Here is a 14511-nt window from a genome sequence, read left to right on the forward strand (position 1 = left end):
CGACCCGCTGTGACCGCTGAGCGGCGCGCGGTCGACCGCGACATCGTGCGGCTGGCGGTGCCGGCGCTCGGAGCGCTCGTGGTCGAGCCGCTGTTCCTGCTGACCGACACCGCGCTCGTCGGGCACCTCGGGGCGACGCCGCTGGCGGCCGTCGGGCTCGCGAGTGCCGTGCTGTCGACGGTGACCGGGCTGCTGGTGTTCCTGGCGTACTCGACGACCCCGGCCGTGGCGCGGGCGCTCGGTGGTGGCGACCGTCGCGGAGCCGTGCATGCAGGCATCGACGGCATGTGGCTCGCGCTCGTGCTGGGGGTGGTGCTGGCGCTGGTCGGGTGGCCGCTCGCCGGGCCGCTCGTCGACCTGTTCGGCACCTCGGCCGAGGTGTCGGCCGCCGCGACCGCTTACCTGACCATCTCCCTGATCGGGCTGCCCGGCATCCTGGTCGTGACTGCCTCGACCGGACTGCTGCGTGGGCTGCAGGACACGAAGACCCCGCTCGTCGTCGCGACCATCGGGTTCGTCGCGAACGGGCTGCTCAACGCCGTCCTGATCTACGGCGCCGGCTGGGGCGTCGAGGGATCCGCCGCCGGCACCGTCATCGTGCAGTGGGCGATGGCCGTCGTCTACGTGCGCATCGCGGTGCGGGCCGCTCGATCGTCGGGGGCACCGCTGCGACCCGGTGCCTCGGGCGTCGCCCGGGCCCTGCGGTCGGGGGCATGGCTGTTCCTGCGGACCGCGTCGCTGCGGATCGCGATGCTCGCGACCGTCGGCGCCGCTGCCGGGCTGGGGACCACCGGGCTGGCGACGACGCAGGTCGGGCTGACCGTCTTCTCGACGCTGGCGTTCGCGCTCGACGCCCTGGCGATCGCCGGGCAGGCGCTCGTCGGGCACGGACTCGGCGGACGTGACCCGGAGCGGGTGCGACTGGTGACGCGACGGCTCGTGCTGCTCGGGATCGCCGGCGGTGTGCTGCTCGGGGTGCTGACCCTGGCCGTGAGCGGTGTCCTCGGGCCGGTGTTCTCGGACTCGCGGGCGGTGCGGGACGCCCTGCCCGTCGTGCTGGTGCTCATCGCCGTCGGGATGCCCGTCGCCGGGTACGTCTTCGTGCTCGACGGGGTGCTGATCGGTGCCGGGGACGCGCGGTACCTGGCCATCGCCGGAGGCGTGAACCTCGTCGTGTACCTGCCGCTGCTCTGGTGGGCCGGCGGCACGCTCGCGGGGCTGTGGGCGGCCTTCGCCCTCGGGTACATCGGGGTCCGGGCGGTGACGCTCGGGGGGCGGGCGCACCGGCGCGGCTGGGTGGAACAGGCGTTGGCGCGGTGAGCGGGTCTTCTCCGGCTGGGCCCGCTTCGACCGCCGGGCCTGATTCTCCTGCGGCTCCGTCGTCTTCGGTGGCTTCGTCCGCCGTGCTCGCCACGGTCGGTATCGGGGTGCAGGGCATCGCGAAGCTGCTCGTGACCGTCGTCGTCGGGCGGGTGTTCGGCACCGAGACCCTCGGGCAGACCACGGCGCTGCTGTCGCTCTCGGTGTTCGTCGCGCTGCTCTGGCCGAACGCCGCCGGCAACACCGCGTCGCGGTTCCTGGCGATCGCGCTGCGAGGTCAGCGGTCCGATGCCGCGGTGAACCGGCTGCTCGGGGTGTCGATGCTGGTGTCGAGCGTGGTGCTCGCCGCGGTCACCGTGCCGGTCGCGCTGGCCTGGGGCAACGGCTCCGGCATGGTGCTCGGCGGTGCCGCGGTCGTCGTCGGCTACGGCCTCTACTGCTACGCCCGCGGCGCGCAGCTCGGCTACGACCGGGCGCCGCGGGTCGCCCTCTGGGACTCCGTGACGAGCGTCCTGGCGCTCGGGCTGCTCGTCGTGGCCTGTGTCGCGCGGCTCGAGCCCTTCGTGCTGCTGCCCTTGGCCATCGGGTACACGGTGTTCGCGATCGCGTGCTGGCCGCGGGGCAACGGCTTCGCGCCTGCTCCACACGAACCCGCCGCCGGGGTGCTCGGGTTCGCGGCGTGGAACGTGCTGGCGGTGGTGACCTCGAACGGGTTGCTGCAGTTGACGATGATCTCGGCGCAGGTGACGTCGTCGGCGCACGACGCCGGTGTCTACGCCGCCGCCTTCACCCTGGCGACGCCGGCGTCGATGCTCGGGCAGGCGTTGGGGCAGGTGCTCGTGCCGGCGTTCGCACACCGGACCGATGGTGGATCGCTGCGCTCCCGTGGAGCCCTGCTGCTCGTCGTCGGGTTCGCTGCGGCATCCGCCGTCGTCTTCGGCCTGATCGCTCTGCTCGCCGGGTGGTTCCTGCCGATCGTCTACCCCGCCGAGGGCGCCGCTGCTGTCGCCGACCTGCGGTACCTGATGGTCGCCGTGTGGGTGTTCACCGTCGGGCTCGTGCCGGCGGCGCTGTTGCTCGCCGCTGGACGCTCACGGCAGGTCGCCCTGGCTTCGGTCGCGGGGTTCGTCGTCGGGGCTGGACTCATGGCAGTACTCGGACCCATCGCAGGTGTCGCTGGTGGGACCACGGGGTTCTTGGTGGGGAGCGCGGTCAACCTGGTCGCGGTGGTGGTGCTCGGGGTGCGCACCAGCGCCGTGCCTCGACGATCCGTCGGGAATGTCGCATGAAGCTCGCACGGAACCACTCACGGACCCCGCTGCTCACGAGCATCGGGATCGTCGCCGCGGTCGCGTTGGCCGGCTGCTCCGGACACAACGTCCCGACCGATGTCGGAGGCGAACCCTCCGACGCCTCGGAGACCGCCGCGAGACAAGCGGCGGTCGAGGGTCTCGAGGAGCACGACGAACACCGCTTCGTGTCGGCGGTGGGACAGGATCAGCGTTCCGGCGCGGTCAGGGCGTGGTAGGTCTGCGAGCCGCTCCTGACACCGGGTGCGAAGGTCACCTCCAACGACGCGGTGGTGACGACAATCGTCGGCGTCTTCGTGCACCCTGCCGACAAGCGGGCGAAGGACTGCTGGGTCACGCTGACGTGGACAGAAGGTCAGGGGTGGAGCATGACGGCTGAACTGTCCGCCGCCGACGACTAGGCCGCACACGCTTCGTGCGCGGGAGCCCGTGGCCGTGGCCGTGGTTCGGCGAGCTCCCTCGACCCCGCCGGTCAGGGGGTCGATGCTGCGCCGCTACGGGACCAGTTCGAGCACGCCGTCACGCTCCCGGATCGAACCGTGCTCGGGGATCCACACCTGGAGCTCGTCGACGGTGAAGTGCTCGAGCTCGTCGTGGTGGGTGCGGAGGAACGACGCCACCCCCGGCTGCATCGGGAACCGCCCATCCATGCCCTGGACGACTGCGGTGACGTCGTCGGCGTCCCGCTCCCAGGTCCCACGGGGCGGTGGGAAGTACGGCTTCCACGCGACGATGTTGTACCCGCCGAACAGGACGGTCCCGTGGTCGACACCGCGGGCGCGCAGCTCCGCGTCGAGCCGCGCGATCCCGGCGACACGAGCCTGCGCCACGGCGGCGCCGAGCCGGACGACGGGGGCGACGGCGAGTGCGAGCACCAGGCCCACGGCGGCCACACGGAACAGCGCCTGCCGCCGGCCGGGATGCCTCGCCGGCCAGCCCGCACGCCCGAAGCCGATCCCGGCGAGGGCGATGAGGAGCGGCATCCACGCGTAGTAGTAGTGCCCGAGCGCGACGTGGGACGACGTCAGGAACACGACCTGGGCGCCCAGGCCGATGGCCAGGTACGCCACCAGGCGGTCCGGACGGAACACGAACGCTGCGACCAGCCCGATGACCAGGACGAGGACCAGCCACCGACTCGTGCCCTGTGCGAAGTACACGAAGTTCGCCCACCACGGGGCCGACTGGAACTCGTGTCCGAGCAGCCTGATCGTGTGTCCCGTCGCGCTGTGCTCCGACTGGAACTGGAGCATGTGCACGAAGCCGCGACCGAACCCCACCGGCGCGTACAGCAGGACGAACGCGACGATGAACGTGCCGGCAGCGATCAGCCCACCGGTCAACAGGTCCGACCACCGGCGGAACAGCATCGGCAACGCGATGATCGCGAGCACGATCACGGCCGGCGTCACCTTCGAGGTCACCGCGAGTGCGAGCAGCAACCCGGACGCGGCAGCCCAGAGCCAGCGCCGGCGGTCGACGCCGTTCACCCACCGCCACGCCGCGTACATCGCCGCCACCGCGAAGAACATCATGACCGGCTCGAGCAGGGCCGTGCGGTCCATCCTCGTCGCCACACCCGAGGCCGGATCCGCCCAGGCGATGCCGTTGGCCCGCGGGGTCAGCCACCAGAGTGCAGCCGTGATCAGTGCCGCCCAGAACCCGACGGACCGCCGGAACCACAGGAAGAAGACCAGTCCGATGCCGAACGAAGCGGTCGCTGCGACGTAGCGCGGGCCGAGCGGTCCAGGCCCGCCGAGGGCGAGCTCGGCGAGCCCGAAGAGGTACTTCGCGGTCGGCGGGTGCTCGAGGTTCCGGATGAAGACGCCGTGGACGTACTCCCACCCGGAGACGACGTACACGTCCTCGTCGACGTCCACACGCTGCCGACCGACGTGCCAGTACGCGAACACCAACGCCACACCGACCACGATCACGAACGTGACGACGCGCAGGAGCTGTTGGCGATCGAGCGATCGTCGAGTGCGATGAGGAGCCGTCACGACCGTCTAGTCTTCCACGCACGCCGACCGCAGCAGCCACGCCACCCGACGGACGGACCCGTTTGCCGACCGGCACGACTGCTCGAGCGGCCGGATCAGCAGAGCCGTCCGCGACGCGTACGACGCCCCACACCGACGCCACCCCCGACACGATTCAGCCGGCCATTCCTTCGGGTGACCGGCCGTTCTCGTTGATGCCGACGAAGCGATTTTCTGTGGAAGCAGCAAGGTTCGCGGTGCGCCGGGAGAACCGGCTACTCTCCAGCCGAGACGACAGTTCACACCGAGGGGCGGTGTGGCTCGTCCGTGAAGTGGGGAAAAGTGAATACTCCGTTCGTGCTGCCGAGATCGAGAACTCTCTGGCGGTCGCTCGTCCTGATCGTCATGGTCGTCGCGCTTGCACTCGCCTCGATCGTGGCGATGTCGCCACCTCGAGCCGAGGCAGCTGGCGCTTGTGGGACGGCTTGCGACGACATCTCTGCCGACCCGGCAACGCTCGCGAAGCAGCTCGGGGGCTTCGTCACAGCGGGTACCTTCACCGCGACCGCGAACGGCGCCGGCGACACCAACGATCTGTACCGAAACGAGATCCTCCCGATCGCGAACGGGAACCCGACGCCGGGCTGCCAGCTCGACACTCGGGTCCTCCAGACACTCGTCATCGTGACCAAGAAGTTCGGATCGTTGCGGGTCAATGACCTGAACCGTCGTTGCCCGACGATGACGCACCCCGTCTCTTGCGCGAGCAACGAGAGCTCCCTGCACTGCATCGACCCGAGTGTCGCGATCGACTTCGGTTCCGTCGGCGGGTCCACTGTTCAGGGTCCTGACGCACGCACGCACGAGTTGCTGGACTTCCTCGACACCTTCGTTCCGAAGGGGACGCAGGCCGGGCAGTCACAGTGCAGGCCCACCTGGTCCTTCACGAACATCACCCGCCAGTTCGTGGACACCTGCAACCACCAGCACGTCGACTTCAGCAACGTGACCAGCCCGCTGTCGATCTCACCGTCGTCGTACTCCAACGGCACCGCCGTGGCGGTGCGTGCGAACACCGGCACACTGTGGACGTGGACCGGCAGCGCCGGCACCCCGGGCTTCGCCGCGAACTCGGGCCGACAGATCCAGGACGGCACCTCCCCCGCACTTGCACGGGACGGCTCGAACGCCGCAGCCGCCTACGTCGACCCCAGCGGGACGCTCTGGACCTGGAAGGGCAAGGCCGGCACGACCGGCACCGCCGCTTCGGCCGGGGTCGGCGTCAAGCCAGGCACCAGCCCGGACATCGTCTCGCTCGGCGATGGAAACTTCGCCGTCGCGTTCCAAGCGAACACCGGGGATCTCTGGACCTGGAAGGGCACCGCTGGCTCAACGGGCTACGCGCAGTCCACCGGACAGGGCATGAAGGACGGCACCAATCCGTCCATCACCACCGTCGGCAGCGGCGTGTCCGTCGCCTACCAGGCCGAAAGCGGAGGCCTCTGGACCTGGTACGGCACGGCCGCGACCACCGGCACCGCCAAGAGCGCAGGCCTCGGGATGAAGGACGGGACAAGCCCGGCGATCACACGGGTCAACGGGTCCACCGTCGCCGTGTCCGCGCAAGCGAACACCGGCAAGCTCTGGGTCTGGAGCGGCACACCGCGGACGACCGGGCTCGCCGTGCAGACCGCTGTCGGCATGAAGGCGGGCACCAGCCCGTCGATCACGCTCGTGGGGTCGGAACTCGCCGTGGCAGCGCAAGCGAACACCGGAGACCTCTGGACCTGGCACGGAGCTCCGGGCGCTGCTGGGTTTGCACACTCGGCGGACGTCGGTATGAAGACCGACACCAGCCCGTCAGCAGTGACCGAGGGCGACCACCTCGCCGTCGCAGTCCAGGCGAACACTGGCTCGCTCTGGACGTGGACCGGCGACGCCGGCACGGACGGCTTCGCTTCCGCCGGCAACGTCGGTATGCGGAACGACCCCGGGATCGGCTAGACCCGAAACACCGGACCGAAGAAACGCCCTGTCTCCACGCACTCGGAGACAGGGCGTTTCCCGTCCAACCGCGCCCCCTCTCGACCTGGTCGGTGAGATCCGCCGCGATCAGGCCGTCCGCGACTTCCAGGCCTGCGGCACCGCCATCGAAGCGTGACTCCGCCGCGCTTCGGACGCTGGCCTGAGCGGCCCCCAAGACGAGCCGGGCGCCGGGTCCATGCAGGTCCCGTCCGCCGTCGGACCGGAGGGGTGGCTCGTCGGTCAGGACGTCGGCGCGACTCCGAAGGCCGAAGGGCTCCTGCCGATGGCGTGCAGCAGCCCGCGGACCTCCCATGTGCCGGACCCGACCTCGATCGCGTGTTCGGCCGGCGTGTCGATGCGGCCAGCGATTGTCCGGTTGTTCGTCCGCGTCACTCCTTCCCAGAGGACGGGTTTCCCGCAGTCCTCCGTGGTGATGACGACCCGCGCATCCTGTCCACCGATGCCACGGTTCGACGATCCGCGGGTGATGCCCTCGGCCGACGTGACGTGGCAGCGGAGCGTGGCCCGGTGGCCGAGGTCGTACGAGCGCAGCGCGGCTGGAGCGATCAGCCCGGCCACGACGATGACGGTGATCACGCCGATCCCGACGACGAAACGGACCACGGCACGAGCCCGTGCGCGAGCCGCGGCCGTCGTCGGTGCGTTCAGCCCGCGATCAGCTCGATGGCCGGCCATGATCATCCTCTCGCCGGGAGGCCCGTCCATGTTGCCGGACCGCTGGCGTCAGAAGCTGTCCCTCTGAGACGTCCGCTCTTGTCACACCGCCTTCGACTCCGAGCACGAGCGACCTATCTCGGCCCGTCATCCCCAAAGCGCGATGGCGTCAGCGCGCATCCAACAGCGTGATCGTCCACAACACTCCGGGCTTTCCCGGAGCGTCCATCTGCCACCGCGAACAACGAACGCAGCACCGAGCCGATATGACGATCTTATGTCCACTGCTCGATTTGGAGGCGACGAGAGCACTCTGAGCTCGCTCGTTAACTCTCGATACTTTCTTGCGAAAGGAGTTAGTTCACTCCGGGACCGCGGGACCGGTCCTCGGAAACAACCACAACGACGCTTCTCGTTGCCCACAAAGATCTCCCAAGCCGAATGGCCGTCACCACTGAGGAAGACGCTACAAGCCAGGCCAAGAGTGAAGCAGTTACGTATCCGGAGTTTACAACTAAGGCCACGATTGCCGTTGCGGTCGCGAACGCATGACTTCGGATACCAGCAAGATAGACCCGAAAGAGGTTCGGCAACTGGCCCGACTCCCGTAGTATTTCCATACTTGGAGACTGAGAGTATCCGAGCACAATGGTTAGCGCCGCTAGAACAAAGCCAAGCAGTGATCCCTGCAAGCCTACTAAGGCACCGTAGACCGACGACGAGTCGGTGCTCAGTGCGTCTCCAATAACGCTTCGTATTCCAGGTGGTAGCACAAACACTCCGAGCGCGGCAACCGCCAGCGGAAACACGTCTAGCACCCAGCAGTCAATCCGCGAGGGCTCAGCTGTTTTCGCTGGATTTTTCACTGTCATGTTTAACGCCAATCCCCGCAGCGGCTTCAATCTGGGATTCGAGCTCGTCGTAGGCCTCGTCAATAGCGTCGAATGCGGAGCCCGGATCAATAGCTCGACTCCTGTCCCCGAGAGTCAGAATTTGCTTCTTGGCCACCAGCTGATCCTGAAGAAGGTCGAGGAGCTCGCTTCGGTCTTCGACCTGATTAAACCCTTTGACCTTGAAGGTTGAGACGTTTTCGTTGAGATCTTTTCGCTTCGCCAGGCGCTTGACGCCTTTCAACATTTTTGCACCAAGCGCGGTTCGCTTGTAAGGCTCTGGACGTAGAGTCAGGCCAATAACTTCGGCTTTCGATGCTGCTTCGATCGCACGGAAAGCTTTACCTAGCCCCTTATTTGCTTCTTCGACAGAAGCTACATAGGAGGGGCGTATGTAAAGATCAAGGACACGAATCTCCGAATGATTCTTCAACTGTGCAGCAGCATCCTGGCGAAGTAGGGCTTCTAGCTCAAAACCATTCTTGCTGGCGATGGCATGCTCCAGGTACATTGGCAATCGCGATGGCCGCGGGCCATAAAAGTTAAACTCGACACCCAAGATATTGTTGGGCAGCACTTTCATGTGCACTGGTTCATGCAGCCCCGCTCCCGCGCCGAGGTTGAGGTCACTAAGTGTGCCGTTCAACTCACTCTGCGGCAAGCTGCTCCGGCGTATGGTAGCAAGGCTGAAGCGGTCGTACGCGGTCACAGATGGCACCCACAGCCCGATGGCGTCCCCGGAAGGTTGAGTCCAGTATCGCCGCGAGGTCGGACCGAACGGCAACTTTGATACTTCTTCTACGGCCGCCGCCAGGTCGATCTTCACTGGCTTACCTGAAGCATCCGCTCCAGCATCCATCCTAAAAAAGTGGATGGATCTGGTGACACTGCGCTTCTTCCCCCGAGGATTCGTCATAGGCGAGATCATGCCACCTGCCGCCGACGAAGACGACCGACACTCCTCCGCGCCACATTCGACTGTCGTACTGGGGTCTACCTCAACGCCACGGCGTCGGAAGCACCGACGCGTGTTGTTCTGGGCTACGTCACATCGCTTCCCGCACAGAAGCGTGCAAGGGTGCAGACCCGCTGCCACACGCAGCCGGGGCGGTGCCTGCGTTAGTCGGTACCCGAAGCGGGCGGCGGCCCCGTCGTGTCCCCCACCCGCAACTCCGAGGTGAACGATGCCGGTTGGGGTTCCGCACCCTCGAGCATCGCCAGGGCTGCACGGGCGGCGGCCTGGCCCTTCTGCACGAAGGGCTGCACCAGGGTGGTCAGGTGCCGGATCGGGGTGCGGTGGAGCAGGCTGTCGTCCACCGTGATGCCGTCGAACCCGACGACGCTGACGTCCTCGGGGACACGGAGTCCGGCGTCGAGTGCGGCCGAGATCACCCCGACGGCGATCAGGTCACTCTGGGCGATGACGGCGGTGGGGCGGGGGCCGTCGGCTGCGAAGAGCTCGGTGCCGGCGAGACGCCCCTCTTCCACCGAGCTGCCGGCGGTCTCGATCGCGACGGCGTCCGAGTAGACCTGGCGCACACCACGCAGTCGTTCGAGCGTCGTGAACGCGATGCCCGAAGTGAACCGGGCGTCGTCGATCGGCCCCCGCCGACGTGCGGCATCGAGCGGCAGCGTCACGACGGTCACGTCCTGGTGGCCGAGCCCCTGCAGGTACTCCGCAGCACGGCGTGAGGCCTCCCGGTTGTCGAGCTGGACGGGGACAGCGCCCTCGATCTCGGCCGCCTCGATCGCGACGACCGGGATCTGCCGACGTCGCAGTACGGCGACGGCCGGGTCGATCCGGACGTTGCACCCGACGAGCACGACGGCGTCCATCGGGGCATCCACCAGCGGGCCGGCGCCCTGCTCGTCGTCGAGCGGACTCCGGACGAGCAGCAGGGACACACCCGCGGCACCGGCGACCTCGGCGATGCCGTCGAGCGTCAGGACGTTGACCGGGTCACGGAAGGCATCGCTCAGGCGCTCGTCCATCACGACACCGATGACGCCGGAACGACCGCGGCGCAGCGAACGGGCGCGGGGGTCGGGGCCGCCGTAACCGAGGTCGGCGGCAGCGGCGAGCACACGGGCCTTGGCGTCCTCGGACACCGGGCCGAGACCGCTGAACGCGAGCGAGGCCGTCGACGGCGCGACACCGGCGGCACGGGCGACCGCGGCGAGCGTCGGGCGCGACGAACGCGTGACGCCGCCGCGGGAAGGCGACGCGCCGGGTCCTGTTGCCGGTTCGTCCATCGCCCGTTAGCGTAGCCGGAACGAGCAGTCGAATCGATTCGACAACCGCAACACCAGCACCAGAACGCGCAGCACCGAGCGCGCCGCAGCACGATGGGAACCACCATGACGACGCCGTCCACCCGCACCGTCCCGACCACCAAGGCCTGGATCATCGCGGTGTTCGTGGTGTTCACCCTGTCCGGGCTCGACATCGCGACGTGGTTGGGGCGGATCCCGAGCGTCCGCGACTCCCTGGGGGCGAGCACGTTCGAGATGGGCCTGCTCGTGCTCGGCATGGCGGTCGGCTCCATCGGCGGTCTGACGTTCGCCGGACACATCGTCGCGAAGCTCGGTGCGAGGCGGGGCGTGCAGGTGGCTGCAGCCTGCCTGGCGCTCGGGATGATCTTCGCCGGGGTCGCGGTCACGCTCGGGTGGGGCTTCGCCGCCATCTGGATCGCGCTCATCGCGTTCGGCTTCGGCAACGGCCTGTGCGACGTGTCGATGAACGTCTCCGGCGCCGCCGCCGAGAAGGCCGGCGGACGCACGATCATGCCGCTGTTCCACGCCGCGTTCAGCCTCGGCACGCTCGCCGGCGCAGGCCTCGGCGCCCTGGCCGAGAAGCTCGAGATCCCGGTCTCGTGGCACTTCATCGTGCTCGTCGTCATCACGAGCGCCGCCATGCTCGTCGCCGTCGCGAAGTTCCAGGACGAGCACCTCGTCGAGCAGCCGGTTTCGACTGACACCAGCCCAGTCGCGACCCCGCTCACCCGCTGGCAGGTCTGGGCACAGCCCTCGACGCTGCTCATCGGCGTGATCGTGCTCGGCATGGCGCTGGCCGAGGGGTCCGCGAACGACTGGCTGCCCCTCGCGATGATCGACGGCCACGGGCTCGACAACGCCGGCGGTGCTGCCGTGCTGACGGTGTTCCTCGCCGCGATGACCGCCGGCCGCGTCGCCGGCAGCCCACTGATCGACAAGTTCGGCCGCGTGCCGGTCCTGCGCATCAGCGCCGCCGTCGCGGTGGTCGGCCTCGGCATGCTCATCTTCATCGACAACGTGCCACTCGCGATCGTGGGCGTCGTGCTCTGGGGCCTCGGTGCCAGCCTCGGCTTCCCGATGGGCATGTCCGCCGCGGCCGACGACCCCCGCACCGCGGCCGCCAAGGTCAGCGCCGTCGCGACGATCGGCTACGTGGCGTTCCTGGCCGGGCCGCCGCTGATCGGGTTCCTCGGTGAGGAGATCGGCCTGCTCGGGGCGCTGCTGATCGTCTTCGTGTTCATCATCGCGGCCGGCCTGGCCTCGGGTGCGGCGCGCGAGACCGGTGCCGCCGCCCGGCCCGCCCGCGGGACCGACAAGACGAGCGGGACCACGAAGCGCGAGACCGAGAAGTCCAGCAACAGGAACTGAATCAGCCGCCGTCCCCGGCCCGCGCCCGCGTCGCCAGGTGCAGGGCGAGGCGGGTCTCGGGGTCGGACAGGTCCACCGCGAGCAACCGCTCCACCCGCGCGATGCGGTCGGACACGGTGTTCCGGTGCACGCCGAGCACCGCGGCGGTCTCGGCGATCGACGACTCCGCGTCCAGGTAGGCGGCGAGCGTCGTCAGGAGCGCCCCGCCACCGCGTTCGAGCGGTGCGAGCAACTGCCGCGACGCCGGCAGGAACGTGTCCGTCTGCGTCCACGCGAGCAGCAGCTGCGCGAGCCCGAGCCGGTCGACGTGCACGAAGTGCCCGGACTCCGGACGGCTGGCAGCCAGGCGGGCGGCGTCGCCGGCCTCGCCGAGTGTCCGGACCAGCCCGGCAGGGCCCGCCTGCAGACTGCCGACACCCACGTTGGTCTCCACGGTGGTGCGGAGCGTGTTCTGCGCGCGCCGCAGCCGACCCGCGATGTCGGCCACTGCCTCCCGGCCGGGTTCGTCGGGTTCCGACAGCCACAGCACCCAGCCGTCCGCCTGTTCGACGACGACCGCGTCGACTCCCTCGGCGCGCACCGCGGCGTCGACCTGCTGGCGGAGCGCGACCAGGTCGACGCCCTGCCGCGCGACCACGCGCGCACCGACGTGCCAGGCGTCCAGCCGCCACCCGGCGGCGATGGTCCGCTGCACGAGCTGCGGGGCGGGCGCCCCGTCGGCAGCACGGAGTTCGTCGAGCATCGCCATCCGGTAGCGGGCGTCGCGCTCGTCGTCGAGCCGGGTGAGCAGCAGCCGATGCCCGACGGCGACGGCGGCGACCTGCAGGGCGCTCGCGACCACCTGCTGTTCGGCGGCGATCGGGACGGACAGACCGACGGCCAGCCAGGCGCGCGGTCCGATGCCGGTGCCGACCGGGATCGCGACGAGCGTCTCGTCGACACCCTCGGCGATCAGCACGTCGCTCGTGCCGGCGCGGCGGACGAGCACGGCGCGGGCTGTGTCGTCGACGGCGGCTCCGCGGAGTGCCAGGCCCGACGCGTCGAGGAACCGCACCGGGTGGCCGAGCGACCGGTCGAGCCGGGCGAACAGGTCGTCGAGTTCGGGGCCGGCGTCGAGCGCGACGCGGGAGGCGTCGAGGGCCGCCCGGGCCGCCGGGCCCATCCCGGTGCCGATTAGTTCGTGCAGGCGGACCGAGGTCGCCCACGGGTCCGGGGTGGCGAGCACGGCGACGCCGAGCCGGTCGGCGAGCGTCGTGGTGCCGGGGCCGAGTTCCAGCGATCCGTCGACGACGAGCAGGGTGGTGCCGGCCGCGGAGGCCCGGCGCAGCAGCACGTCGAAGCGTGCGTCCGCACGGTCGACGGGGGTGAGCAGCACGACGACGTCGTCGCCCTGGGCGAGCGACCGGCCGACCTGGTCGGGGGTCCCCACGACACCGCGGACGCTCCGGACCGCCGTGCTGCCGGGGCCGACGAGCAGGCGGGTGCCTGCTGGCAGGAGCGGCAGCAGGTCGCCGACGGCGTTCACGCGAGCACCTGGCGCACGGCCTCGGGCACGACGTCGGCGTCGATGCCGAACGCCCGCGGTCCCATGTGCGCGGTGCGGTCGGGGTCCGCCCACCACCACGGCGCCGACGGCAGCACGAGCACCGCGAGCTCGTTGCCGACCCGCGTGCGGTCGGTCGCCACCGGCGCGAGCGAGCGCGCGTCGACGACGGTGATGACGCTCGGCGTGCTGGCGACGGGCAGGCCGTCGACCAGGCAGTGCACGTACTCGCTGCCCGCCTCGACCCGGGCGACCGCACCGGTGCCGGCGTCGCGGATGGCCAGGCTGCTGCGCACGAACGCGAGCGCGTCCCCCTCGCGCTGCACGTCGATGACCCGGCCCTGCGCGACGACCCGGCCGCCGATGAGCGCGGCGAGTTCCGCCGCGTCGCGTGCGCCGCCCGCGGCGCGTCCGATCCGGAGGGCGCGCTGCACGCTGCCGACGACGGCCCGCTCGCGCAACAACGCCACGGGGACCGGGCCGATCGCGAAGGCCGCCCAGCCGCCGCTGTGCGAGACGGCCTCGCGCCAGACGGTCTCGACGTCGTGGGGCTGCCGGGCGTCGACGACGATCCGCAGACCGCTCGTGGTGGCTGCCGCGGCCGTGACCGTCGTGGTCGGGCCGACGAAGACCGACAGCTGGTCGATGCGCGGGACCGCGCGGCCGACCAGGTCCGCGTCGACGAGCGGCAGTCCGGCGGCGTGGGCGGTGAGGGCCGCGGCCGGTCCGGTCACGCCGCCGATCTGCGCGGCGACGACGGCGTCGGCACGGACGCCCGTCCAGCGTTCGACCGCCGCGAGCGCGGCCGGCAGCTCCTCGCCGCTCGGCATCTTCTCCTCGAGCACGTTGGTCGACCCGATGATCCCCACGGCCACCACCGAGCCGAGCGCGGGGTCGTCGAGGTCGACGACCGGCACGCTGCGGTCGCCGAGCGCGAATCGGAGCGCGCTGACCATGTGGTCGACACGGCCGCCACCGCCGCACCCGAGCAGGGCGGTGCCGCGTCCGAAGACGGTCGCGTCGTCGGCCTGGAGGCCCGCCACACCGCCGCCCCGCCGCTCACCCTGGTCCATGGGTCCATTCTGCTGCCGTGGTCGCGTCCCGGGGCCGGGCCCCGGGGTCGG

The 14511-nt window shown here is 69.9% G+C and carries 12 protein-coding genes; 6 read left to right on the forward strand and 6 right to left on the reverse strand.

The genetic code is table 11. The features are described from left to right. Positions 1-9: 9 nt before the first annotated feature. The 4 genes from ASF75_RS14575 (at position 10) to ASF75_RS18265 (ending at position 3031) form a co-directional block, all read left to right on the forward strand. Positions 10-1320 carry an MATE family efflux transporter gene (locus ASF75_RS14575; protein ID WP_056072536.1) on the forward strand — a complete coding sequence of 437 codons (1311 nt, stop codon included), beginning with the start codon at positions 10-12 and terminating at the stop codon, positions 1318-1320. Between the two features lie 68 nt (positions 1321-1388). After that, the gene (locus tag ASF75_RS14580) at positions 1389-2609 is read left to right on the forward strand and encodes a lipopolysaccharide biosynthesis protein (protein WP_056072539.1); all 1221 of its coding nucleotides are present in this window, start codon (positions 1389-1391) and stop codon (positions 2607-2609) included. Beyond that, entirely contained in the window at positions 2606-2848 is a 243-nt protein-coding gene (locus ASF75_RS14585) for a hypothetical protein (protein WP_056072542.1), read from the forward strand. Before ASF75_RS14580 ends, ASF75_RS14585 begins: the two co-directional genes overlap by 4 nt. A gap of 54 nt (positions 2849-2902) precedes the next feature. After that, positions 2903-3031 (forward strand): hypothetical protein, encoded by a 129-nt coding sequence (locus ASF75_RS18265; protein ID WP_268750877.1) that lies wholly within the window; start codon positions 2903-2905, stop codon positions 3029-3031. A 93-nt stretch (positions 3032-3124) separates the two neighbouring features. Here the strand turns inward: ASF75_RS18265 and ASF75_RS14590 are convergent, their stop codons facing one another. Then, positions 3125-4633: a phospholipid carrier-dependent glycosyltransferase gene (locus ASF75_RS14590; RefSeq protein WP_156463903.1), complete on the reverse strand. Its 1509-nt coding sequence runs from the start codon at positions 4631-4633 to the stop codon at positions 3125-3127. A 336-nt stretch (positions 4634-4969) separates the two neighbouring features. On the opposite strand from ASF75_RS14590, the gene ASF75_RS14595 reads away from it, so the two are divergent. Next, complete coding sequence (locus ASF75_RS14595; protein ID WP_162243026.1) at positions 4970-6616, forward strand: hypothetical protein; 1647 nt, start codon at positions 4970-4972, stop codon at positions 6614-6616. Positions 6617-6877: 261 nt separating this feature from the next. Here ASF75_RS14595 and ASF75_RS14600 read toward each other — a convergent pair whose 3' ends face one another. The 3 genes from ASF75_RS14600 to ASF75_RS14610 all read right to left on the reverse strand — a co-directional run bounded on the left by ASF75_RS14600 (position 6878) and on the right by ASF75_RS14610 (position 10455). Further along, complete coding sequence (locus tag ASF75_RS14600; RefSeq protein ID WP_235517696.1) at positions 6878-7261, reverse strand: hypothetical protein; 384 nt, start codon at positions 7259-7261, stop codon at positions 6878-6880. A gap of 891 nt (positions 7262-8152) precedes the next feature. Continuing rightward, positions 8153-9028 carry a hypothetical protein gene (locus ASF75_RS17770; RefSeq protein WP_156463906.1) on the reverse strand — a complete coding sequence of 292 codons (876 nt, stop codon included), beginning with the start codon at positions 9026-9028 and terminating at the stop codon, positions 8153-8155. 293 nt (positions 9029-9321) lie between these two features. Then, complete coding sequence (locus ASF75_RS14610; protein ID WP_056072559.1) at positions 9322-10455, reverse strand: substrate-binding domain-containing protein; 1134 nt, start codon at positions 10453-10455, stop codon at positions 9322-9324. Between the two features lie 105 nt (positions 10456-10560). On the opposite strand from ASF75_RS14610, the gene ASF75_RS14615 reads away from it, so the two are divergent. Beyond that, complete coding sequence (locus tag ASF75_RS14615) at positions 10561-11844, forward strand: MFS transporter (protein ID WP_056072561.1); 1284 nt, start codon at positions 10561-10563, stop codon at positions 11842-11844. A gap of 1 nt (position 11845) precedes the next feature. Here ASF75_RS14615 and ASF75_RS14620 read toward each other — a convergent pair whose 3' ends face one another. Together ASF75_RS14620 and ASF75_RS14625 are read right to left on the reverse strand one after the other, a co-directional pair. Beyond that, complete coding sequence (locus ASF75_RS14620; RefSeq protein ID WP_056072564.1) at positions 11846-13369, reverse strand: helix-turn-helix domain-containing protein; 1524 nt, start codon at positions 13367-13369, stop codon at positions 11846-11848. Beyond that, the gene (locus ASF75_RS14625) at positions 13366-14460 is read right to left on the reverse strand and encodes a DUF917 domain-containing protein (RefSeq protein WP_056072567.1); all 1095 of its coding nucleotides are present in this window, start codon (positions 14458-14460) and stop codon (positions 13366-13368) included. Before ASF75_RS14625 ends, ASF75_RS14620 begins: the two co-directional genes overlap by 4 nt. Positions 14461-14511: the final 51 nt, after the last annotated feature.

This window comes from Curtobacterium sp. Leaf154 (genome assembly GCF_001424595.1).
Lineage (GTDB): Bacteria > Actinomycetota > Actinomycetes > Actinomycetales > Microbacteriaceae > Curtobacterium > Curtobacterium poinsettiae.

Excerpts from the sequence above, each read along its gene's own strand:
- ASF75_RS14585 (WP_056072542.1), top strand. The coding sequence starts at position 2,606 with ATGAAGCTCGCACGGAACCACTCACGGACCCCGCTGCTCACGAGCATC.
- ASF75_RS14610 (WP_056072559.1), bottom strand. The coding sequence starts at position 10,455 with ATGGACGAACCGGCAACAGGACCCGGCGCGTCGCCTTCCCGCGGCGGC.
- ASF75_RS14615 (WP_056072561.1), top strand. The coding sequence starts at position 10,561 with ATGACGACGCCGTCCACCCGCACCGTCCCGACCACCAAGGCCTGGATC.
- ASF75_RS14625 (WP_056072567.1), bottom strand. The coding sequence starts at position 14,460 with ATGGACCAGGGTGAGCGGCGGGGCGGCGGTGTGGCGGGCCTCCAGGCC.